21 protein-coding genes are annotated in these 23,736 nt (G+C 41.9%); 20 read left to right on the top strand and 1 reads right to left on the bottom strand.

The annotated features are described in order from the left end of the window. Positions 1-22 precede the first annotated feature (22 nt). From ACYQ2O_RS00165 to ACYQ2O_RS00145, 5 genes are all read left to right on the top strand, one after another. Positions 23-970: an ABC transporter permease gene (locus tag ACYQ2O_RS00165; protein WP_346024691.1), complete on the top strand. Its 948-nt coding sequence runs from the start codon at positions 23-25 to the stop codon at positions 968-970. An 18-nt stretch (positions 971-988) separates the two neighbouring features. Further along, positions 989-2,881, top strand: a complete 1,893-nt coding sequence (locus ACYQ2O_RS00160) for an oligopeptide ABC transporter substrate-binding protein (protein ID WP_346024692.1) — start codon at positions 989-991, stop codon at positions 2,879-2,881. Positions 2,882-3,077: 196 nt separating this feature from the next. Beyond that, entirely contained in the window at positions 3,078-4,175 is a 1,098-nt protein-coding gene (locus ACYQ2O_RS00155) for an ABC transporter permease (RefSeq protein ID WP_346024693.1), read from the top strand. 9 nt (positions 4,176-4,184) lie between these two features. Further along, entirely contained in the window at positions 4,185-4,853 is a 669-nt protein-coding gene (locus ACYQ2O_RS00150) for an ABC transporter ATP-binding protein (protein WP_346024694.1), read from the top strand. A 20-nt stretch (positions 4,854-4,873) separates the two neighbouring features. After that, positions 4,874-6,364 (top strand): phytoene desaturase family protein, encoded by a 1,491-nt coding sequence (locus tag ACYQ2O_RS00145; RefSeq protein WP_346024695.1) that lies wholly within the window; start codon positions 4,874-4,876, stop codon positions 6,362-6,364. Positions 6,365-6,423: 59 nt separating this feature from the next. Here the strand turns inward: ACYQ2O_RS00145 and ACYQ2O_RS00140 are convergent, their stop codons facing one another. Continuing rightward, positions 6,424-7,236 carry a Cof-type HAD-IIB family hydrolase gene (locus ACYQ2O_RS00140; RefSeq protein WP_346024696.1) on the bottom strand — a complete coding sequence of 271 codons (813 nt, stop codon included), beginning with the start codon at positions 7,234-7,236 and terminating at the stop codon, positions 6,424-6,426. A 176-nt stretch (positions 7,237-7,412) separates the two neighbouring features. On the opposite strand from ACYQ2O_RS00140, the gene ACYQ2O_RS00135 reads away from it, so the two are divergent. The 15 genes from ACYQ2O_RS00135 (at position 7,413) to ACYQ2O_RS00065 (ending at position 23,736) form a co-directional block, all read left to right on the top strand. After that, complete coding sequence (locus tag ACYQ2O_RS00135) at positions 7,413-7,754, top strand: metal-sulfur cluster assembly factor (protein ID WP_091266826.1); 342 nt, start codon at positions 7,413-7,415, stop codon at positions 7,752-7,754. Between the two features lie 86 nt (positions 7,755-7,840). After that, a complete protein-coding gene (gene dnaE, locus ACYQ2O_RS00130; RefSeq protein WP_346024697.1) occupies positions 7,841-11,161 on the top strand; it encodes a DNA polymerase III subunit alpha in 3,321 nt (1,106 codons plus the stop codon). A gap of 204 nt (positions 11,162-11,365) precedes the next feature. Then, entirely contained in the window at positions 11,366-12,328 is a 963-nt protein-coding gene (gene pfkA, locus ACYQ2O_RS00125; protein WP_346024698.1) for a 6-phosphofructokinase, read from the top strand. 82 nt (positions 12,329-12,410) lie between these two features. Then, positions 12,411-14,168: a pyruvate kinase gene (pyk, locus tag ACYQ2O_RS00120; protein ID WP_459795778.1), complete on the top strand. Its 1,758-nt coding sequence runs from the start codon at positions 12,411-12,413 to the stop codon at positions 14,166-14,168. Between the two features lie 153 nt (positions 14,169-14,321). Next, positions 14,322-15,188 (top strand): S1-like domain-containing RNA-binding protein, encoded by an 867-nt coding sequence (locus tag ACYQ2O_RS00115; RefSeq protein ID WP_346024700.1) that lies wholly within the window; start codon positions 14,322-14,324, stop codon positions 15,186-15,188. 102 nt (positions 15,189-15,290) lie between these two features. Continuing rightward, positions 15,291-15,770, top strand: a complete 480-nt coding sequence (gene fur, locus ACYQ2O_RS00110; RefSeq protein WP_346024701.1) for a ferric iron uptake transcriptional regulator — start codon at positions 15,291-15,293, stop codon at positions 15,768-15,770. Beyond that, the gene (gene xerD, locus ACYQ2O_RS00105; RefSeq protein ID WP_346024712.1) at positions 15,763-16,659 is read left to right on the top strand and encodes a site-specific tyrosine recombinase XerD; all 897 of its coding nucleotides are present in this window, start codon (positions 15,763-15,765) and stop codon (positions 16,657-16,659) included. The genes fur and xerD overlap by 8 nt, the downstream gene beginning before the upstream one ends. Positions 16,660-16,775: 116 nt before the next feature. Then, the gene (deoB, locus tag ACYQ2O_RS00100) at positions 16,776-17,945 is read left to right on the top strand and encodes a phosphopentomutase (RefSeq protein ID WP_459795777.1); all 1,170 of its coding nucleotides are present in this window, start codon (positions 16,776-16,778) and stop codon (positions 17,943-17,945) included. 35 nt (positions 17,946-17,980) lie between these two features. Next, positions 17,981-18,802, top strand: a complete 822-nt coding sequence (locus tag ACYQ2O_RS00095; protein ID WP_346024703.1) for a purine-nucleoside phosphorylase — start codon at positions 17,981-17,983, stop codon at positions 18,800-18,802. Between the two features lie 253 nt (positions 18,803-19,055). After that, on the top strand, positions 19,056-20,393 hold the full coding sequence (lysA, locus tag ACYQ2O_RS00090) for a diaminopimelate decarboxylase (protein ID WP_346024704.1): 1,338 nt from the start codon (positions 19,056-19,058) through the stop codon (positions 20,391-20,393). An 11-nt stretch (positions 20,394-20,404) separates the two neighbouring features. Then, positions 20,405-20,773, top strand: a complete 369-nt coding sequence (locus ACYQ2O_RS00085) for a GNAT family N-acetyltransferase (RefSeq protein ID WP_346024705.1) — start codon at positions 20,405-20,407, stop codon at positions 20,771-20,773. A 14-nt stretch (positions 20,774-20,787) separates the two neighbouring features. Next, a complete protein-coding gene (locus ACYQ2O_RS00080; RefSeq protein WP_346024706.1) occupies positions 20,788-21,534 on the top strand; it encodes a segregation/condensation protein A in 747 nt (248 codons plus the stop codon). Positions 21,535-21,550: 16 nt separating this feature from the next. After that, complete coding sequence (scpB, locus tag ACYQ2O_RS00075; protein WP_346024707.1) at positions 21,551-22,105, top strand: SMC-Scp complex subunit ScpB; 555 nt, start codon at positions 21,551-21,553, stop codon at positions 22,103-22,105. Between the two features lie 36 nt (positions 22,106-22,141). Then, the gene (locus ACYQ2O_RS00070) at positions 22,142-22,864 is read left to right on the top strand and encodes a pseudouridine synthase (RefSeq protein ID WP_459795775.1); all 723 of its coding nucleotides are present in this window, start codon (positions 22,142-22,144) and stop codon (positions 22,862-22,864) included. A gap of 122 nt (positions 22,865-22,986) precedes the next feature. Further along, complete coding sequence (locus ACYQ2O_RS00065; protein WP_281241338.1) at positions 22,987-23,736, top strand: response regulator transcription factor; 750 nt, start codon at positions 22,987-22,989, stop codon at positions 23,734-23,736.

Below are 23,736 nucleotides of genomic sequence, written 5' to 3'. Positions count from 1 at the left end.
TGGAAAGGAATGAATAAATCTTATGGCTACAAACCAAGACGCGGAAGCAGCAGTCCTTTCGGATGATATGGCCGCTTCTTCCCCACCAATGGGTATGAAAGTAATTGTTCGCGAATTTATGAGAGATAAGCTGGCCCTGGCTTCTCTAATATTGCTGGTTGGACTTCTGGTCACCATATTCATCTGGTCTTTCCTTATTGATCAGGACCAGGTTACCAACGTCAGCTTGTGGGATTCGTACTTGAGACCTATGTCTTTCAGTGAAGATCCGGCAAGAGAAGGCATGCGCTTTATACTCGGAACAGATTCAGCGGGAAGAGATATTTTTGGTCTTCTGCTAATAGGAGCAAGAAATTCACTGCTTCTTGGATGGTCAGTGACTGTTGTCACCAGTATTATTGGTATTGTTATCGGAATTCTTGCCGCATATTATGCCGGACTTATCGATAACATCATCATGCGGATCATAGACTTCATCATGATTTTGCCTCAGCTAATGATCATTATCATCTTTATTACGATTGTTCCGACTTATAATGTATTTACATTTGCATTGATACTTATAGTTTTCAACTGGCATGGCCAGGCAAGGTTTATCAGGGGACGTGCACTGACAGTCGGACGACTGGATTTTATCAGTGCATCGAAGACAATGGGAACACCGTCACTCGTGATCATGCTTCGTGAAATGATGCCTAACATCAGTTCACTGATCATCGTCAACCTGACACTGAACTTTGCAGGAAGTATCGGCTTAGAAACAGGGTTATCCTACTTAGGATTCGGGCTTCCGCCTGGAACACCAAGTTTAGGAACCTTAGTTGCTCATGCCACCAATCCAGATATTCTGGAGAATAGAGCTTGGGTTTGGTTACCGGCTTCAACACTCATCCTAGTGTTGGTGCTATGTATAAACTACGTCGGTCGTGCGCTCCAACGTGCTGCAGACGCTAAACAAAGATTAGGATAAGAGAAGGGGAGAAAAAATATGTCAAACAAGAAAAGATATAGCATGCTTGCAAGTACTGCTGCTGTAGCATTCATCTTGGCTGCCTGCGGTAACGGCGATACTGCCGATACTAACGATAACGGCGTAGATGAGAACGGCGCTACTGAGGAAGAAGTAGAAGACGATGCCAACGGTGAAACTGCCAATGAAGGTCCTGCACCGATTGAATTCGAGACGAGAGTCGAGAATGAAGGGGAAGCAATCGAAGGCGGAACATTAAACGTTGGATTTGTAACTGACTCACCATTTACAGGTATTTTCAGTTATGAGCTATACACATCTGCCCCTGATGCAACCGTCATGCAGTATGCAATGGGTACACTTGTCGGAACAGACGAGAACTACCGGTTTGATGATTCTGGAGCAGCTACTGTTGATGTTGACCGGGATACTAACTTAGTAACGATTACTTTACGTGATGATGTTTACTGGCACGATGGCGAACAAGTAACTGCCGGAGACATTGCCTTTGCACATGAAATCATTGGTCACCCGGACTACACAGGCGTTCGTTACAGTTCTGACATGCAGAGCATCGTTGGTATGGAAGCATACAAAAATGGTGAAGCTGACAGCATTGAAGGGATCACTGTTGTAGATGACCAGACTCTTGAAATTCAATACGAATCTGTAGGGGTACAGATGCTTCAAGCCGGTGGTGGAGTCTGGACTTCTGCAGCACCTCGTCACTATCTGGAACATATTCCAGTGGCTGAACTTGAATCTGCACCAGAAATCCGTGAAAACCCAATTGGATTTGGTCCGTTCAAGGTCGAGAACATCGTTCCAGGTGAATCAGTATCGTATACTCGTTTTGACGATTACTTCCGAGGAACTCCAAACATTGAAAGAATCGAACTTGAAACAGTTCCAACTTCAACTGCTGTAGCAGCTATGCAAAATCACCAGTTTGATTTGTTCCTGAGCATGCCTACAGACCAGTTTGAGAACTTTAAAGATATCCCAGGCTATACTATACTAGGTCGTCAGGAAAATGCCTACACTTATATCGGATTTAAACTAGGTGAATGGCAGGAAGCACAAGAAGATGATGAAGGCAACGTAATAGAGCCTGCTCAAAACGTTCCGGATCCAGATGCTAAAATGGCCGATGTCAACTTGAGACAGGCGATGGCATATGCGATCGATAACGATGCTGTTGGTGCCCGTTTCTACCAGGGACTACGCAGCCGTGCAACATCTCCGATCATCCCTAACTTTGCTGACTACCACAATGATGATCTTGAAGGCTATCCTTATAATCCAGATCGTGCTAACGAGCTGCTTGATGAAGCAGGATATGAAGATATAGATGGCGATGGATTCCGTGAAACTCCAGATGGAGAAGAACTGGTGATCAACTTTGCATCAATGGCTGGTGGAGAAGTGGCAGAACCAATTGCCGAGTACTACATGCAGTCTTGGAGAAACATCGGATTGAACGTTCAACTACTTGACGGACGTCTACATGAGTTCAACTCATTCTACGACCGTGTTGAAGCCGACGATCCAAACATCGATATCTTCCAAGCTGCTTGGGGAACTGGAACAGATCCTACTCCAGACGGACTTTACGGCCGTTATGCACCGTTCAACTACACACGTTGGGCTACTGAAGAAAATGACGCCTTCATGGAAGATATGCTCAGCGAGCAGGGCTTCGATGTTGAATGGCGTGCAGAAGTATTCAGAGAATGGCAGGAGTACTTCATGGAAGAGTTACCAATCATCCCGACTCTATTCCGTAATGAAGTCTTCCCAGTCAACAACCGTTTAGGTGCTTACGACATTACTGTAGGAGAAGATCCAGACACACCAGGTGCTGGAATCCACACTTGGTACCTGATCGACGAAGATCGTGCAACAGAATAATTAAAATCACTGATAGACTATCTAGTATCGCTCAAAAATCGCTCAATCACCTGAAAAGACATTGATCTTTTCAGGTGATTTTTTTAGTTTAAATAATTGTAGTTATTTATAAAATGTTATATGATAGTAGTTAATCGGTGTAAGTTTATTCACAATTTACTTCGAATTCAAATTAATATTTTTAGGAGTAATGCATATGTTTTTAGCATGGAAAGAAATAAAGTATTCTAAAACCAGGTTTGCTCTAATTATCGGAGTGGTTGTTCTCGTGTCATATCTTGTTTTTTTTCTGACTGGCTTGGCTTACGGTCTAGCACAGGAAAATAGAACCAGCATTGATAAGTGGGAGGCGACTGGAATCGTTCTTGCAGATGAATCAAACCTTAATATCAACATGTCGATGTTTCCAAAAGAACTGGTCGATGAGGTCGATGCTTCGGAGACTGCTTCTCTAGGTGTAACCTCAAGTGTAGTTCAGCTAGTTGAAGATTCGGAAGATGACGATGATTCAAAGGTCAATGTCACGTTTTTTGGAGTTAATGAAGATGAATTCATCTTTCCTGAGATTCTGGAAGGGGAATCTCTTCAGAATGACAATGAAGTGATAGCGGATATCAGTTTGAAAGAAGAAGAAGGATATGAACTGAATGATGAACTGTCGCTTGCGGGTATCGATACAACCGTAACAATCGTCGGGTTCACGGATAATGCAAAATTTAATGTCGCTCCAGTATTATACACAGCCCAGTCAACCTATCAGCATATCAGAGCAAGTGGATTCGGCGAAAGAGACGATGAGATCATCAGTGCTGTTGTAGTTCAGACGGATAGTGGTGAACTGGAAGGAGTGGAACTGGGGACTGATGACCTGGAAATATTTGAAATCGACGAGTTTATCAGTAACTTACCCGGATATAATGCACAGGTACTCACTTTCGGACTCATGATCGGTTTCCTGGTGCTTATTGCGGCTATGATCGTAGGTATATTCATCTATGTCCTGACACTTCAGAAAACTTCAATCTTAGGTGTTATGAAAGCACAAGGGATTTCGTCCGGATATATAGGTAAATCCGTAGTTGGACAGACACTGCTGCTGACCCTCTTCGGAGTGCTGACTGGTCTTTTGCTGACTTTAATTACAGGTCTTCTTCTGCCAAATGAAGTTCCCTATATGAATAATATTCTGTTTTTTGCTGGTATAACAACTTTATTAATTATTGTAGCTTTAATGGGGGCATTCTTCTCAGTGAGAACGGTAGTAAAAATCGACCCTCTGGAAGCTATAAGTTAGGAGATCATCTTGAAACTTATTGAATTGAAACAAGTTACAAAAACATTTGATGATGGACGAAAAAAAATAGAAGCATTAAAAGAAACAAACTTTTCAGTTGAAGAAGGTGAATTTGTGGCCGTTATTGGCCCGAGTGGCTCTGGAAAAAGTACATTTCTGACTATAATTGGTGGTCTGCAGACCCCTACTGAAGGTCAAGTTTATATCAACGAAGAAAAGTTCAGTGAGCTTGAAGAAAAGAAACGTGCTAAAAAAAGATTTGATGAAATAGGATTTATTCTACAGGCATCAAATCTGATTCCTTTTCTGACAGTTAAAGATCAGCTTCGTCTGGTCAACAAGATCAATCGTTCCAATTTTGATAAAAATAATGCGAAAGCATTGCTGGACGAGTTGAAAATCAACGAGTTAAGTGATAAATTCCCAAGCGATCTTTCAGGCGGTGAAAGACAGCGTGCGGCGATTGCCCGTGCATTGTACCATGATCCGTCCGTTATTCTCGCAGATGAACCGACGGCCAGTCTCGATACAGACCGAGCTTTTGAAGTGGTTGAAATATTAGGAAGAGAAACGAAGAAAAAGAAAAAAGCAACCATCATGGTTACTCATGACGAAAGACTGACGGATTACTGCGATACAGTATATGTTATGAAAGATGGCGTTTTGAGCAGAAAATAATAGAGGAAAGTTGGATAGGCATGTCAAAAACAGTTAGTGTCATAGGTACCGGAGTAGCAGGTTTAGCTAGTGCAATCCGCCTGCAGCATGCAGGTTACGATGTAACGATATATGAAAAATCCGAAATGGCTGGGGGGAAGATGCATCAGCTTAAAAAAGATGGTTTCACATTTGATGTAGGACCTAGTATTGTGATGATGCCCGAACTTTATAGAGAAGTATTTGAGCTGGCAGGACGGAATCCGGATGATTATATCCCGATGCAGCGGCTTGATCCCATGTATTCAGCATTCTTTGAAGATGAGAAGATAGATGTCTCGTCAGATCTTGTGAAACTTGTTGAGCACCTTGAGGGGATTGGGGAAGAAGATGTAATAGGATTTCTTGGTTATTTGAAAGATATTTATGAACGGTTTACGATTGCGAAGGAGTATTTTATTCAAAGACCATTTAGAAAGTCCTCTGACTTCTATAACCCATTCATGATCAAGCAGGCAATGAAGCTCAAGACGTTTGACAGTGCAAATCATTCAATAGGGAAGTTTGTCAAAGATAAGCGCCTTCAGCAGATACTAAGTTTTCAGACTTTGTATATAGGGATATCTCCTATGAATGGTCCATCTCTTTACACAATTATTCCTATGATTGAGTACTTATACGGCATCTGGTTCATAAAAGGTGGCATGTATACGATGGCCAGTTCAATGGAAAAACTGTTTTTTGAACTTGGCGGTCAGGTAAAGTATGGAGCAGAAGTTGATGAAATTGTCATTGAAAATAAGCAGGCTACAGGAATAAAGCTGAATGGAGAAAAAATCCTTTCCGACTATGTCATGTGCAATGCCGATTTTCCATACGCTATGAAAAACCTTGTAAAAAATACGAAAGCAAAAGGGAAATACACAGACAAAAAAATCGACAGTATGAAATATTCCTGCTCATGTTTCGTCATGTATCTGGGCATGGACAAGAAATACGATAAGGTGGATAATATCCATAATTTTGTATTTTCAAAGGATTTGGATGAAAACCTGGAGGATATTTTTGAAGGGAAGCTACTTGATCAGGCTTCTTTCTATGTTTACATTGCATCCAAACTGGATGAAGATCTGGCTCCTGAAGGAAAGGATGGACTCTATGTTCTGGTGCCTGTTTCCGATCTCTCTACAGCCAAGTATGAGTGGACAAATAATACAATTGCCCATTATAGAAACCAGGTAATCAATAAACTTAAGACGATTGAAGGCTTTGAAACAATAGAAGATGATATTATTTCTGAAAGCTATACCACACCTAAAGACTTTGAGTCCAAGTTTAATGCTTATAACGGAGCGACCTTTGGCCTGAGACCTACTTTAACTCAAAGTAATCATTTTAGGCCTCAGGCTAAGTCAAAAACAGTCGAGAACCTCTATTTTACTGGGAGCAGCACTCATCCAGGAGCCGGAGTTCCAATCGTTTTGACATCTGCAAAAATAGCAACGGAAGAACTTATTTTAGACGACAAATAAATGAAATAAAGACCCGTTGAATCTGATTTGAATAGATTCAGCGGGTCTTAGATGTCTATTTATATTGCAAAGTAAGATTCCAGATAACGCGCGACCCCATCATCATGATTAGAAAAGGAAGTAATATCTCCGGCAATGGCTTTAAGCCTGTCAATACCATTGGACATAACAACACCCAGTCCGGCGTACTGAATCATTTCATAGTCATTTTCCTGATCCCCAAAAGCAAGTATATCTTTGCGGTCGATATTGTAGTATGCAGCAATCCGTTCGAGGCCAAGTGCTTTCTGTACACCGGCTGCCACTACTTCAAGGCAAGGCGTGTCCCCGCCCCACATTCTTACTTCAACAGCATCTCTATACTGTTCGATAATCTTTTCTTCGATGTAAGGCTGGTACTGACGAGTAGAAGTAAATACACCGACAGAAGTAGGATCTTCAAGAAGCGTTTCAGCAGTCAGCTGTTTACTGACTTCAATACCTTCAGGGAAAAAATCAGGATAAGGAATGTATTCACCTTCTATATAGATAGATTGTTTAGACTCTGCGGCAATCAGCTGGACTTCCGGATTTTCTCTCAAAGAGAGCATAGAGATGGCCAAATCTTTACTCAAAGTCTTATGATAAGCGTATGACCAATTCTGCTCAGAAGGGTTATGACACCAGGCACCATTAAAGTTTACTATGGGTGTGGTCATTTCAAGTTCTTGGTAATAATAATAGCTGTTTCGATAAGGCCGGCCGGTCACGATGGATACGATATGTCCATCCTTGCGCAATCGATTCAGTACATCCTTAGTGCGTACACTCAGCATGGACTCATCGTTTAATGTCGTTCCGTCCAGATCGAGTGCAATTAGTTTTCTTTTCATCACTATCTCTCCTCGTTGACCGTTTAATCATCTTTATCCAGTATATCAAAGCCTTAATGAAAAGTATATTTGAATTGAAAAAGGATAAGTCACATCGTCAAAGAAAGTTTTATTTTAAGGTGAACACACGCTTTGCAATATGTTAAAATGAAAGTGAGAAACAAGGAGGAGAGCGTATGACTAAAGAGACTGAAGTATGGACTGATGAACAGATTCAGGATGTAAAAAATCGGATCATGCAGGCAATGGAACAAGTGATCGATCCTGAATTAGGAATCGATATTGTCAACTTGGGCCTTATATATGAAGTTAATGTGTTTAATGGTGGATACTGCGAGATGAAAATAACACTGACCACAATGGGATGTCCGCTGGCAGATGTCATAACTGAGGATATTCTTAATGCAATGAAAACTGTACCCGAAATTACAGAAACTGACGTTAAACTGGTCTGGTATCCAGCATGGGATACGACTCGTATGAGCAGATATGCTAGAATTGCGTTAGGAATCAGATAAAGGCAGCTCTCAATGACGCTATAACAGGCATGCATGTGCCTAATACGCTGCATTGAGGGCTTTATTCTGTTCAAAATGCTGGAGGAATGTCAAAGGTGGAAGGTGATGGAATGGAATTTACTCCTCTTCAAGTGTTCAGTTCATACACATTATTAAAAAGCACACTGTCGGTGCCTTCTATAATCAGTCAGGCTAAAAAGCTTGGCTATACATCCATTGCACTTACAGATAAGCATGTCATGTACGGAGCAGTGGAATTTTATAAAGAAGCAGTCAGACAGAAGATGAAACCTCTTATTGGTTTGACTATTGATTTGACCGCCAGCAATGTCTGGGATGGAGAAACTGAGATAGTTCTGATCGCAAATAATAATAGTGGTTATCAGGAACTTATGTCTCTTTCTACCGATATTATGCTTCGTCATCAAACCCTTGACATCAATCGATTATCTTCGATCAGTCAGAATGTGAGTATCGTTTTACCTGCCACCAGTATTATGTTGGAAGGTCTGAAGCAGGACGCTGAAGCTGTTCGGTCGTTTATACGTACACTTTCCGAGCACTGTCCGGCAATAAGTATAGGGATCAGCTGGGACGATGCTTATCAGTCGGAAATAAGGAGTCTGCAGGAGATGGCTGATGCTGTAGACGTTACATTAGTAATTAGTGAATCTGTTTATCTGAATGATGAAAGCGATTGGTCTGCGATAAAAGTTCTTCATGCGATCGAAAACGGCTTAACTATTGAAGAAGATGAATTTATGCAGCGCAATGGATCAGGTTATCTAAAAAATAAAAGCGAGCAATTAAGCTACTATGCTTCTGTAGGGCTGACTGAAGCTCTTGACAATACTCACAATCTTATTGATAAATGTGAGCTGTCATTTGAATGGGAAACAAGACTTCCGGAATTTAATACACCAGATAACCTAAATTCAGTGCAGTATCTTGAGAATATTTCTTTTGAATGGCTGTCGAAGCGAGTACCTGATTATGACGACAGGTATAAGAGACGACTGACAAAAGAATTGACGGTAATCAGCAAAATGGGCTTTGCGGATTATTTTCTGATAGTCTGGGATCTGATGAAGTTTGCTCATGATAATCAGATCGTAACAGGATCAGGAAGGGGATCTGCTGCAGGCTCTCTAGTTTCTTATGTCCTTAAGATTACAGATGTGGACCCTATAAAGTATGATTTGCTTTTCGACAGATTTCTGAATGAGGAGCGCTTTACTTTACCGGATATCGATCTTGATTTCCCTGACAATAAACGAGAAATGATTTTATCGTATGTATTTGAAAAATATGGGAGTGATCATGTAGCTCAAATAGCGACATTCGGCACATTTGCTGCAAAGATGGCGGTCAGAGACAGCGGAAGAGTTTTTGGATTGACAACAGACAATCTTAAGAATTGGTCTAACGCCATTCCGTCACGACCGGGAGTTACGTTAAAAGAAGCCTATAACGAATCGGATAAACTAAAGGAATTAGTAAATGAATCTGAGAGGAATTTGATGCTGTTTAAAACAGCTGTAAAACTTGAAGGACTCCCCAGACATGTATCCACGCATGCTGCAGGAGTTGTTATCTCCAAGGACCCTCTTACTTTGTCAACACCGCTCCAGGAAGGCAGTGGGGTCATGCCATTGACGCAGTTTACGATGGGTGATGTCGAGACTGTGGGTCTTTTGAAGATGGACTTTCTTGGATTGAAGAACCTGACGATACTAGCTGATTGCCTTTCACTTTCAGGTCTGAACAGACGGTCTATAGACGATAGCCTTGCAGCAATATCTTTAGACGATCCAAAGACTTTAGACTTGTTTAGAACAGCTGATACAAATGGTATTTTTCAGTTTGAGTCTGCCGGGATACAAAGAGTACTTAAAAAACTTGGGCCAACTGAATTTGAAGATATAGTCGCTGTCAATGCATTGTACAGACCAGGTCCTATGGAGCAGATCGATCATTTCATTGCCCGAAAAAAAGGCAAAGAACCGGTTGAATACATTCATGATGATCTGAAAGAAATTTTGTCAGTCACGTATGGCGTTATAGTCTATCAGGAACAAGTAATGAAAGTTGCTTCAAAAATCGCAGGATACACCTTGTCAGAAGCTGATATACTGAGAAGAGCGATTTCAAAGAAGATAAAAGATGAAATAGATGCAGGACGCAACCAATTTGTTGCTGGTGCCAAGGAAAGAGGGTATCAGGAAGAAGATGCCGAGGCGATATACACTCATATAGAAAGGTTCGCCAATTATGGCTTCAACCGATCTCACGCAGTATCTTATTCAAAACTGGCTTTCCAGTTAGCTTATTTCAAGGCACATTATCCCGCAGCATTTTATGTTGCGCTTATGCGCTCCACTTCCAATAGTAGAGAAAAGGTCAGAAAGTATTTAATGGAAGCTAAGCAGCGGGGACTGCGGCTCGTGAAACCCTCTATTAATTCCAGCTGGCATTCCTTTACTGTCAGCAGTGGATCGATTATTTTTGGGCTGGATACGGTGAAAGGTTTGAGAAGAGAGTTCATTAGTCATATAATGAATGAGAGAAAAGCTCATGGCCCATTTAAGGATCTGATGTCTTTCGTTAGTAGGCTGGATGATAAGTGGCGCAAAGAGCAGATGATCCTGCCGCTAATCAAGGCAGGGTGTTTTGATGAGCTGGGAACGAACAGAAATACACTTATTAATGCATTAGTATCTGTTATTGACAGTATCAAGATGAGTAATGGGAATACAGAACTTTTCGAATCATTGGCTCCTAGAATGGAACAGTTGCCTGATTTTTCTTTCAAGGAAAAGCTACAGCAGGAGTTTGAGGTGACTGGTTTTTACCTGTCTGGGCATCCTGCAGAACAATATGCCCAGAGTACGACTGATTTTCTTGCTGTATCTGAAGCCGGACGTTTTTCTACCTATGTTGTTCAGGTTGAAGCCATGAAAAAAATACAGACTAAACGTGGAGAACCAATGGCTTTCATGGATGTGTCGGACTCCTCTGGTGAAGGCACGGTCATTCTGTTTCCTGATGTTTATAGAAGGGTCTCCCGATTATGCAAGGAAGGTGCGCTTCTCCAAGTAAGGGGAAAAGCAGAGTGGAAAGGCGATAGAATCAACGTCATTGCTAGCACAGTTGAAATGCTGATAGAAAAAGAATCTGCGCACAAAGGTCTGTTCCTAAGAATCAGGGATATTGACCAGGACAGAAACAGACTTCAGGAGATCTTAGCTATAGTGTCAAAAAGATCTGGGTCTGTACCCGTTATTATTTATGATCCTTCTACAGAGAGAAAAGAAAAGCTTAAAAGCAAATTCAATGTGCAGCCTGACGAAGATCTGCTCGATGAATTGATAGATGCATTAGGAAAAGAGAATGTTTTTCTGAAATAATCAGCATTAAATCCGTTTATCTCTGTATTTTAAAAGACAAGGCCGGTTAAAAATGATAAAATAATAAATGTATGTAAATAAATGATGGTTTAAGGTAAAATATCCTAGGGTGAAACATGTTGAATGATGACCTGAGGTATTTTACATATCTCTGTGAGTTTCTGACAGGGAATGAAGAAAATTTGCATTGAAGGTGGAAATGAGATGAAAAGAATTGGCGTTCTTACAAGCGGAGGAGACGCTCCCGGAATGAATGCTGCCATACGTGCTGTTGTAAGGAAGGCATTGCATGAAGGCATGGAAGTATATGGTATTAATTACGGATATGCCGGTCTTGTTGCCGGTGATATCAGAAAACTGACACGAAGAGATGTCGGCGACATGATTCAGCGAGGAGGAACTTTCTTATATTCAGCGAGGTATCCCCAATTCGCAACTGAAGAAGGACAGCTGAAAGGAATCGAGCAGCTTAAGCGCTTTGGCATTGAGGGACTAGTCGTCATCGGTGGAGACGGGTCTTACCGTGGGGCATATGCTTTGACTAAACGTGGTTTTCCATGTGTCGGTATCCCCGGAACGATCGACAATGACATTGCAGGAACTGATTACACGATCGGATTCGATACAACAATTAATACAGTGCTTGATGCACTGGATAGGATCAGAGATACAGCTACATCCCATGTCCGCACTTTCGTCATTGAGGTGATGGGCCGAGATGCGGGAGATATCGCTTTGTGGACTGGTGTTGCCAGCGGTGCAGAGCAGATTATTGTTCCTGAAAAAGGCTTCGATATTACAGAAGTAGCTAATAACATCCGAGAAGGAAAAGAGAAAGGCAAAAAGCACAGCATCATTATCCTGGCCGAGGGAGTTATGGGCGGCAATGAGTTTGCTGAAAAGCTGGATGCTATTGATAATTTCCATGTCAGAGTGACAGTCCTGGGACACGTTCAGCGTGGGGGGTCACCTACAGCTAGAGACAGAGTCCTTGCTTCTCAATTTGGAGCTAAAGCAGTCGACGTCCTTAAAGAAGGACAAGGCGGGGTTTGTCTGGGAATAAACAACGAGAAAATTATAGTCAGAGATATCGTTGAAACACTCGACAACATGACCCACACACCTAACATGGACTTGTTTAAGCTGAATGAGGAAATTTCCAACTAACTATACCTCTAAGGTTGGATTGCTTTAAGTCATCATTTATATAAATGCAACACCAAATACTATTTTTTAGGAGAGTCAGATAATGAAGAAGACGAAAATTGTTTGTACCATTGGACCGGCAAGTGAATCACTTGATACATTAGTTAAACTGATCGAAGCAGGAATGAACGTTGCAAGACTTAACTTCTCACACGGCGATCACGAAGAGCACCTGAACCGTATCAAGAATATCCGAAAAGCATCTGAACAGACTGGTAAAATGGTCGGTATCATGCTGGATACTAAAGGTCCTGAAATCCGAACGAACAACATGAAAGACGGAAAAGTGACCATTACTAAAGGGGACACAGTTCGTGTATCTATGAATGAAGTAGAAGGAACAAACGAACGTTTTTCAGTCACTTATACTGATTTGATCAATGACGTGACTCCTGGATCGAACATTCTTCTTGACGATGGTCTTATCAATCTACTAGTAACGGATATCGATCGTGAAAACGAAGATATCGTAACTACTGCTCAGAACACAGGCGATCTTAAAAACAAAAAAGGTGTAAACGTCCCTGGCGTTTCTGTAAATCTGCCTGGTCTGACTGACAAAGACCGTTCTGACATCATGTTTGGACTTGATAACAACATTGACTATATCGCGGCTTCATTTGTCAGACGTCCTTCTGATGTACTTGAAATTACTGAAATCCTGGAAAAAGAAGATAAAATGCATGTTCAGATCATTCCTAAGATCGAAAACCAGGAAGGTGTAGACAACCTTGAAGAAATCCTTAAGATTTCTGACGGCCTGATGGTTGCTCGTGGTGACCTTGGAGTTGAAATCCCGACTGAGGACGTGCCAATTGTTCAAAAACGAATGATTCGTCTATGTAATGATGCTGGTAAACCAGTTATTACAGCTACTCAGATGCTGGATTCAATGCAGGCAAATCCTCGTCCAACTAGAGCTGAAGCTTCAGACGTAGCGAATGCTATATTTGACGGGTCCGATGCAATCATGCTTTCTGGTGAAACTGCAGCAGGAGATTACCCTGTAGAATCTGTACAGACAATGTACAACATCGCCATGCGTACTGAAACTGCTTTAGTTAACCAGGATGCATTTGCACTTAAAGCATACGACCAGAATGATATGACTGAAGCAATCGGTCAGGCTGTCGGTCACACTGCTAAAAACTTGAACATTTCAACAATCGTTGCTGCTACTGAATCAGGACATACAGCACGCATGATTTCAAAATTCAGACCCAAAGCTGACATCCTTGCGGTTACATTCAGTGAAGAAACAGCTAGAGGACTGGCGTTGCAGTGGGGAGTACAGCCGACAGTATCTGAGAAACCGACATCAACTGACGACATGTTCAACCTGGCTACTCAGACTACTGTAGAGAAAGGGTACGCTAAAGAAGGCGACCTGATCATTATTACTGCAGGTGTTCCAGTAGGTGAGCGTGGAACGACTAACGTTATGAAGATTCAGCTTATCGGATCTAAACTGACAAGCGGTCAAGGTGTCGGATCTGAATCAGTTATCGGAAAAGCAATTGTTGCCGGTTCTGCTGAGGAAGCTATGGAAAAAGCAATTGAAGGTGGCGTACTGGTTGTCAAGAACACTGACAAGGATTATCTGCCGGCTATTGAAAAATCTGCAGCTATCGTTGTAGAACAAGGCGGACTGACTTCTCATGCCGCTGTTATCGGTATCGCAATGGGTATCCCAGTGATCGTTTCTGCAGAAAATGCTACGGAACTGATTGAACAGGATGAGCTTATCACTGTTGACGCAAGACGTGGAATCATCTACCGTGGAGCGACAACTGCCATCTAATTGATTTAACGAAAGAAATGATATAAACATCAAAAAAAGATGAGATAATGATTGATAGGAATCGGACATACTCTGTTTGCTGACTCAGCTGTCCATAATGATTCTTCCAGGTCATTGTCTCGTCTTTTTTAAACTGAAATAAAGGAGATAAACATGAATAATAATTTAGCTAAAGAAATAACCGCTATAGTCACAGATAAGCATAATGATCAGCTTTTTGTACAAAAAGACGGAATCACATACAAAGTGCTGTCCGGCGACTCTGCTGAAATTGGAGACGTACTGAAAGGGTTTGTCTATTCAGACAAAAATGATCAGCTGGTTTTTACCATTGATATTCCAGCGATTCGACCAGGGATATACGGATGGGGAGAGGTCGTTAAAGTTAATCGTAAACTTGGCGTATTTGTGAATATAGGATGGGAAGAAAAGGATGTAGTCGTCTCAATGGATGACTTGCCAGTTGAAGGGAGGCTGTGGCCTAAAGAAGGAAACAGGCTTTATTTGACTGTTACAACAGACTCTAAAGACCGTATCTGGGGGAAACCAGCAGATGAAGAGGCGTTCTTTGAAGACTACGTAGAAGGCACGAAAGACATGCATAACAATAATGTAAGCGGCATTGTTTTTCACTTGAAGAAAAGCGGGACGTATGCGATCACTGAAGATAAGCACATTCTGTTTGTGCATCCGAGTGAACGGGAGCAGGAACCGAAACTGGGAGAAACTATTTCAGGAAGAGTTATCGGTCTGAGAGAAGACGGGGTACTGTATACCTCATTAAAACCTAGAGCACATGAAGTGATGGAAGAAGATGCATTGATGCTCCTGGAAGTGCTCAAGCGTTCAGAAGACCATTCTATTCCTTTCCATAATAAAACAGATCCGGAAGTTATAAAACAGCAGTTCGGTATCAGCAAAGGCCAGTTCAAACGTGCTGTCGGCAGGCTGATGAAAAAGGGACTGGTCAATCAGGATGATAATGGGACGAATCTGATCAGATTGCCTGAAGAGGACTAGAATAGTAGTTGAGACTTAGTGTCGATTATTTTATACTTATTCTAATGAATAAGATGAATAATCGGAATACTTTGTAATCATTATCAACTAAGGGAGTTCATCATGAAAAAACTAGACTCTTCATTTAAACTAATCAAGGAAAAGCTCCATAAAGCCGGATTTAAACTGACTCCACAGAGGGAACTGACAGTGGAAGTGCTGCTTGAAAAAGAAAAGGACCATTTGAGTGCAGAAGAAATTTATCTATTAGTCAAGGCCAAGAATACCGGCATCGGTCTAGCTACAGTTTACCGAACGCTAGAAATACTTACGGAGCTGCAGATCATCAACAAGCTGACTTTTCAGGACGGGATTGCCAGGTACGACCTGAACATGGGAAGTGACAAACATCAGCACCATCACTTACTTTGCCTTAAATGCGGCAGCATTGAAGAAGTGAAGCAGGATATGCTGTTTGAAATCGAAAAGGAAATTGAAAGAGATTATCACTTTCTCGTTAAGGACCATCGTCTGACTTTTCACGGAATCTGCAGAAACTGTGCAGAGCAGGACAAGGAAGAAGAGGGCGATGTCAATGGATAGACGACCGGTTGAAGATTATCTCATCTATCTCAAGGTTGAAAAAGGGCTGGCTCCTAACACTGTTGAGAGTTATCAGAGAGATATCAGACACTACGTAGCTTATTTGAACGAACAAGGGTTAATCAGCTGGGAGGAGATCGATCGCTACGTTCTCCTCTCTTTCTTTAGTGAGGAAAGACAATCTGATAAGTCAGATAATACGATAATCAGGCAGTTTTCCAGTCTGAGAAAATTTCATCAGTTTTTAAAACAGGAAGGGGTCACTTCAGAAGATCCGATGCTGTATGTCAAGACGCCAAAAAAAGCAGAGACACTGCCTAAAATTATTTCTATGAACGATATAGACCGGCTGCTGGAAACGCCGGATACAACGAAACCTTTAGGAATAAGAGACCGTGCAATGCTGGAAGTCCTCTATGCATCGGGGCTCCGGATCACTGAACTAATCGAACTGACGACTGAGGATATTCATCTGTCGATGAAACTGATTAAAATCGTTGGTAAGGGGAATAAGGAGAGACTCATTCCAATTGGTGAAATGGGGTGTAAGTGGCTTGAGTATTATATGGAAAGCGCTCGTCCATTTTTATTGAACAAGGCAAGGAAAGAAACCCCCGTTATCTTTCTCAATTCCAGGGGGGCACCCTTGTCAAGGCAAGGGGTGTGGAAAAAAATCAGACAACTGAAACAGGAAGCGGGAATCAGGGCTTCGATTACGCCTCATACCTTGAGGCATTCCTTTGCTACTCATCTTCTGGAAAATGGCGCAGATTTAAGAGTAGTTCAAGAGCTTCTGGGGCATTCCGATGTGTCTACAACACAGATTTATACACATATTACCAAACATCGCTTAAAGGATATTTATGGAAAATACCATCCGAGAGCCTGAATAAGATGAGTAAATGATAAAAAATCTATCATATATAAGGCCCGACTTTCATGTATTCTTGCTTTTTCAGTTGACCTGATTTATTCTGAATGAAAGACAATCTAGGAGGACATAGTATGTCATTTAAACGAATACACTTAATGGTACTGGACTCTGTCGGTATCGGCGAAGCACCTGATGCCAAAAAGTTCAATGATGAAGGCGCTCACACACTAGGCCATATAGCAGAAGAAGCTGGTCTTCATCTGCCGCATATGCAGGCAATGGGGTTAGGCAACATTGCTCCGCTTAAAGGGATCGATCCAGTTGATGATACTTCTGCTTATTATACAAAATTAGAAGAGGTATCAGTTGGTAAAGATACGATGACTGGCCACTGGGAAATCATGGGGCTGCACATTGATAAGCCTTTCCGCGTATTTCCTGACGGTTTCCCGGCTGAGCTGATCGATCAGATCGAAAAGCATACCGGCCGTAAAATAGTCGGGAACAAACCTGCTTCTGGAACTGATATTTTGGATGAATACGGCAAGCATCAGATGGAAACGGGAGATCTGATCGTATATACATCTGCAGACCCTGTCCTTCAGATCGCTGCACATGAAGAAGTAATTCCTCTCGAAGAACTATACGACATTTGTGAATATGTCAGAGAACTTACTAAAGACGAGCCCTATATGATTGGAAGAATCATTGCTCGACCATATGTGGGAGAACCTGGGGACTTTACTCGTACCAGCAACCGCCATGACTACGCATTGGACCCGTTCGGAGAAACTGTGCTGGACAAACTGAAAGCAGCTGTAAAAGATGTAGTAGCTGTAGGTAAAATCAATGATATCTTCAATGGACAAGGCATTACTGATTCCGTGCGTACATCTTCCAACATGGATGGAGTAGATAAACTGCTTGATGTCATGAAAAAAGACTTTACTGGATTGAGTTTTACCAACCTGGTCGATTTTGACGCCTTGTATGGACACAGACGTAATGTAACAGGCTACAAAGAGGCTCTTGAAGCATTTGATGCACGAGTACCTGAACTCATCAAGGCACTTGATGAAGAGGATCTGCTTGTCATCACAGCCGATCATGGGAATGATCCAACTCATCATGGGACTGATCATACACGTGAGTATGTACCATTGCTTGCATTCAGCTCGAAATTTAAAAACCCCGAAGCTCTTCCTCAGGGACACTTTGCTGATATCGGCGCAACTGTTGCTGAAAACTTTGGTGTCGAAGGAACTGGATTCGGAGAAAGTTTTTTAGATAAATTAAACTAGGTAGATTATAAAGATCGTGCGAAGGAGACTGACTAATGAACGAAACATACGTAGAAGCTATTAAACACGCTGCAGCTTTTCTGAAAGAAAAAGGAATGGAACATCCTGAAATCGGACTTATTTTAGGATCTGGACTTGGAGAACTTGCTGACGAAGCAGAGAATGCAGTAGAAGTCCCTTACGAAGATATTCCAGGATTCCCTGTGTCAACAGTCGAAGGACACGCCGGCAAGCTTGTATATGGAACACTGGGCGATCGCAAGGTCATTGCTATGCAGGGACGTTTCCACTATTACGAAGGGTATAGCTTTAAAGAAGTCACTTTCCCTGTCAGAGTGATGAAAGCGCTTGGCGTGAGTTCGCTGATGGTGACCAACGCAGCTGGGGGAGTCAACGAATCGTATACACCGGGTGACCTGATGATCATTACTGATCATATTAATATGACTGGTGACAATCCGCTTCTAGGACCAAATGATGCAACATTCGGTCCTCGATTCACTGATATGAGCCAGGCTTACGATAGAGACTATCAGGAAACAATCGAAAAAGTAGCTAAGGAAAATGATATTGCTATTCAGAAAGGTGTTTATCTTGGTCTGACAGGACCGACTTATGAAACACCAGCGGAAGTCAGAATGATCCGCGTTCTTGGTGGAGATGCAGTGGGCATGTCAACTGTTCCGGAAGTAATTGTCGCAAGACATGCTGGATTGAGAGTCGCCGGCATCTCATGTATTACGAACTACGCTGCAGGGATGCAGGAATCATTGAACCATGACGAGGTCGTTGAAGTGACGACGCGCGTCAGAGATTCATTCAAAACACTGGTCAAACGTGTTATTGCTGAACTGTAAACAGATCTGAACGTATAAAGAAGATAAAGGAAAGGAGTTCTTAGAAATAACTAAGGACTCCTTTCCTCATATTTTGAAAAAGGAGTCTAAGAGATAACGCCCATGACCAGCATGTGTGTATAAGTGCATATTCTGTACTTTTTTTAATGGAAGTTTGATTTTTCAGCCATATGTAGGTATGATATTCTTGGATGTTTTTTGAACTGAAAAACAGAGCAATCAGGGTTCAGACTAAATAGAAATGTGGGATAGAATGACTAATTTTTCAAATGAAAGCAGACTGATGGAGAATATGACCGTCACTAATGATAATCATCTTGAAATCAGTGGGGTTGACTCAGTAGAACTGGCTGAAACATACGGTACGCCTTTATATGTCTATGATATCAGCCTTGTTAAAAAGAAAATCAAAGCATTTAAAGATGCTTTCAAAGCTTATGAAAACAAAAGCCAAGTGGCTTATGCGAGTAAAGCATTTTCGTCCCTTGCATTATATGAGATTCTTGCCCAAGAAGATGTCTCGCTTGATGTCGTCTCTGGAGGAGAATTGTTTCTGGCAATCAAAGCAGACTTTCCTGCAGAAAGAATTCATTTCCATGGCAACAATAAGTCATGGCAGGAGCTGAGGGAAGCCATCGATTATAATATCGGCTGTATCGTTGTAGATAATTTCGTCGAGTTATCTATGCTGAAAGAACTGACTGAGAACAAGAAAAAGCAGATGGACGTACTCATCCGGGTCACACCGGGCGTGGCTGCTCACACCCATGATTACATTACCACCGGACAGGAAGACTCTAAATTCGGGTTTGACTTGTCTTCGGATCAGGCCGAACAGGCAATCAGAGAGCTTCGGGATTCCCCTTATTTGACCGTTATCGGTCTGCATGCTCATATAGGCTCACAGATCTTTGAAGTAGACGGGTATCAGGCAGTTATTGCAAAACTGATGGCCAAAGCAAAAGAATGGGAAAATAAATATGATTTTACTCTCTCGGTATTAAATACCGGAGGGGGATTCGGTATCCGTTACACCCAGGAAGATGCGCCGCTGCCACTATCCACTTATGCTAATGCAATCATGGCAGCTGTCAGAGATCAGTCACAGAAGCTGGAAATGGACCTGCCTGAGATCTGGATCGAACCGGGTAGAAGTATTGTCGGAGAAGCGGGGACATCTTTATATACGATCGGTACTGAGAAATCAATTCCTGGTATTAGAAAGTACATCTCTGTAGACGGAGGCATGGCTGATAATATTCGTCCTGCTTTATACCAGGCAAAATACACGGGAGTTCTAGCCAATAAAGTGAATGGTGAAAAAACAGAAGAAGTATCTGTCGCAGGTAAAGCTTGTGAAAGCGGAGATATGCTTATCTGGGATCTTTCCATTACAAAACCCGCTCAGGATGATATACTGGCTGTATTCAGTACTGGTGCGTACGGCTATTCAATGGCCAGTAACTACAACCGGTTACCGAGACCAGCAGTCGTCTTCGTCGAAGAAGGCAGACATGCGCTGGCAGTTAAACGAGAAACTTATACTGATTTTCTTAACCTGGAAGTTAGCACACAACAGTTTGAGGGATAGGAGGGCGAAAGATGCTCATTAAATATAAATCAGACTACCAGAAAATAACGATGGGACTGCTTTCCTATGTACCTGATCTAAAAGATACTACTCGACTCACAAATGAGATGCAGTGGTACGAACAGGAAGAAAACAGACAGCTTTACCTATGGAAAAGTCAGGAAACCGGTGATCTTTCAGGAGTGATCGGTATTGAAGATGAAGAGGAAATTGTTCTTCTCAGACACATTGCAATCAATCCGTCTTATCGAGAAGAAGGCATGGCGTTTCGAATGCTGACAGCTCTGTCAAGGATCTGTTCACCTAAGAAGATTGTCGGCACACTGGAAACTGCTCCACTCGTGACAAAGTGGAAAAAAGAAGCCGATAGAGATGAGTAAAGCAGGGACAGCATATGAGTGAAAAATGGAAAGTCAATCTTGATGTCTTTGAAGGGCCTCTGGATTTACTGCTGCATCTCATAAATAAATATGAGATCGATATTTATGATATACCGATAAAAGAAATAACCGATCAGTACTTGAATTATCTCCACGCAATGCAGATGCTGCAGCTCGACATTGCTGGAGACTATTTAGTAATGGCTGCCACCCTGATGTCGATCAAGAGTCAGCTTCTCCTTCCTCGTAATGATGAGTGGGAAGAAGAAGGCGAACTGTTCGATGTTGAAGAAGACTCTATTGAAAAGCTGCAAGAGCGCCTTCTTGAATATCGCAGAATTAAGTACGCCTCTTCACAACTGTCTGAACGTAGGGATGACAGGGAGCAGTATTATTTAAAAGATCATTCAGATCTTACACATTTTCAGCAGTCCATTCCGTTGAGCCCCAATGAACTGTCACTGGGCGACCTTGTGGGTGTCTTTGGTGAAATGATCAGAAAAAAACAGTGGATGGAGCCTGGGCCGACCACTATTGATCTTGAAGAAATTACGATCAGTGATAAGATAGAATGGCTTGAGAAAAAGTTATCGGAGAACAGACAGAAAATATTATTCATAGACCTGTTCACCGTGCCGACAAAAAAGGAATTCGTCGTCACTTTCTTAGCTGTTCTTGAAATGATAAAAGAAAACAGATTGTTTATTGAACAGAAAGAGTGTTTCGGAGAAATATATCTTAGTTCAGCAGTGGGTCAATGAAAGGAAGCGACAGGCGATGAATGAATTAGGTACATTAGAGGCATTGCTGTTTGTGGCAGGTGAACAAGGAGTTACGTTAAATGAACTGGCTCAGCTAACAAAATCGACGATGGACCATACAAAGGTCTGTCTGACTAAGCTGAAAGAGAAATATGAAGGCGATGATACAAGCGGACTGACCCTTCTCGAAACAGCAGATAGTTTCAAGCTTGCAACAAAAAAAGTATACTCACCAGCAATTCAAGTATATGCTCAGTCGCCATTGAGCAAGAAACTGAGTAAAGCCTCTGTTGAGACATTAGCGGTAATTGCTTATAAGCAGCCGATCACACGAATGGAAATCGAAGAAATTAGAGGAGTTCAGCTGTCGTCCAGTCTTCAGAAATTGAAGCTCCGTGATCTTATTCAGGAAATTGGAAGACTTGATGCTCCCGGTAAACCTGTACTTTACGGTACGACTGACTATTTTCTCGATTATTTCGGCTTGAACGATTTAACAGAATTACCTGAACTAGAACTGGAAGAAGAATTGACTAATCAGAGTTTATTTGAAGAGTCAGCTGATTTTTAGTTATAGTCTGATACTAGAGATGGAGGAGAAACGTTTATGGAACGTTTACAGAAAGTCATGGCTCACGCAGGTGTAGCTTCTAGAAGAGCGTCTGAAAAGATGATAAAAGAGGGCAGAGTCAAGGTGAATGGTGCAGTAGTGAAAGAAATGGGGATTAATGTAAAAAAGACTGATCTGATTGAAGTGGACAGTGTCCCTATTGTACAGGAACAGAAGTACTATTTTCTTTTAAATAAGCCTAGGGGTGTAATCTCGAGCGCAGATGATCCTAAAGGAAGAAAAACAGTTGTTGATCTGCTTTCCGGGGTTGAACAGCGCATCTATCCTGTAGGTCGTCTGGATTATGATACAACTGGTGTGATTATCTTGACCAATGATGGTGAATTGACAAATCAGTTGACTCACCCTAAATTTGGCGTGGAAAAAACATATATTGCTAAAGTCACTGGTCTGATCGATAAAAAACCTGTAATCAGACTAGAAAAAGGCGTAGTGATCGATGGTTACAAGACACGACCGGCTAAAGCGCGAATTATTGATGTGGATTCTAAAAAAAATACTAGTCTTGTGGAACTGACGATTCATGAGGGGAAAAACCATCAGGTTAAAAAGATGCTTAAAAGTGTCGGCTTTCCAGTCGAGAAACTGAATCGTGATAAATACGGCTTCCTGACTGCTGAAGGGCTTCAATCAGGTGAATGGAGAGAACTTAAACAGTTCGAGGTCAATAAACTCAAGCAGCTTGTCGAAGAGTCCTAACCCACCGGATCACAGGCGAAATGATTGGAAGTATCATTGTTCTTCATTTATAATGATAGACAAGAGATCAACAGCGATCGATAAGTGAACGAACCCACTATTATTTAGAGGAGTGTCTTAAAGTGACCGAAGAGACTAGTCAAGGGAATGCTAAAAAGTTATTAGTTGTAGATGATGAAGATAGAATCAGACGTTTACTGAAAATGTATCTTGAAAAAGCTGATTACGATATTGATGAAGCTGAAAACGGCAGGATTGCTCTGGACCTCGCACTGGAAAATGAATATGACCTGATTCTGCTCGATGTCATGATGCCTGAGATGGACGGGATTCAGGTAGCTGAAGAAATCCGAAAAGAAAAAGAGACACCTATCATGATGCTTACGGCAAAAGGGGAAGAGCTAAACCGGATACAAGGGTTTGAAGTAGGAGCAGACGATTATATCGTTAAACCTTTCAGTCCAAGAGAAATCGTTTTACGTGTAGCAGCGATCATTAAGCGGACAAAATCAAGCGCAGGTGGAACAGATGCTGCAGGAGATGTTTCAGATACCCTCAAGCTTCCTCATCTTGAAATCGACAACGATTCCCGACGTGTTACTGCGGACGGGAAAACTGTCAATCTGACTCCGAAGGAATATGATTTGCTTCATTACCTCATGTCAGCACCTGATCAGATTTTTGGCAGAGAGCAGCTTTTAAGAGAAGTGTGGAAATATGAATTTTTCGGGGACTTGAGAACAGTTGATACCCATGTTAAACGTTTGAGAGAAAAGCTCAAAAAAGAATCTGATGTGGCAGCGAAAATGATCGAGACAGTCTGGGGACTAGGATATAAGCTGAATTCTTATCCTCATGAAGAAGAGGAGTAG

The sequence above is a fragment of the Alkalibacterium sp. m-11 genome, from assembly GCF_054658155.1.
This window is presented reverse-complemented; position numbering and strand designations above follow the sequence as displayed.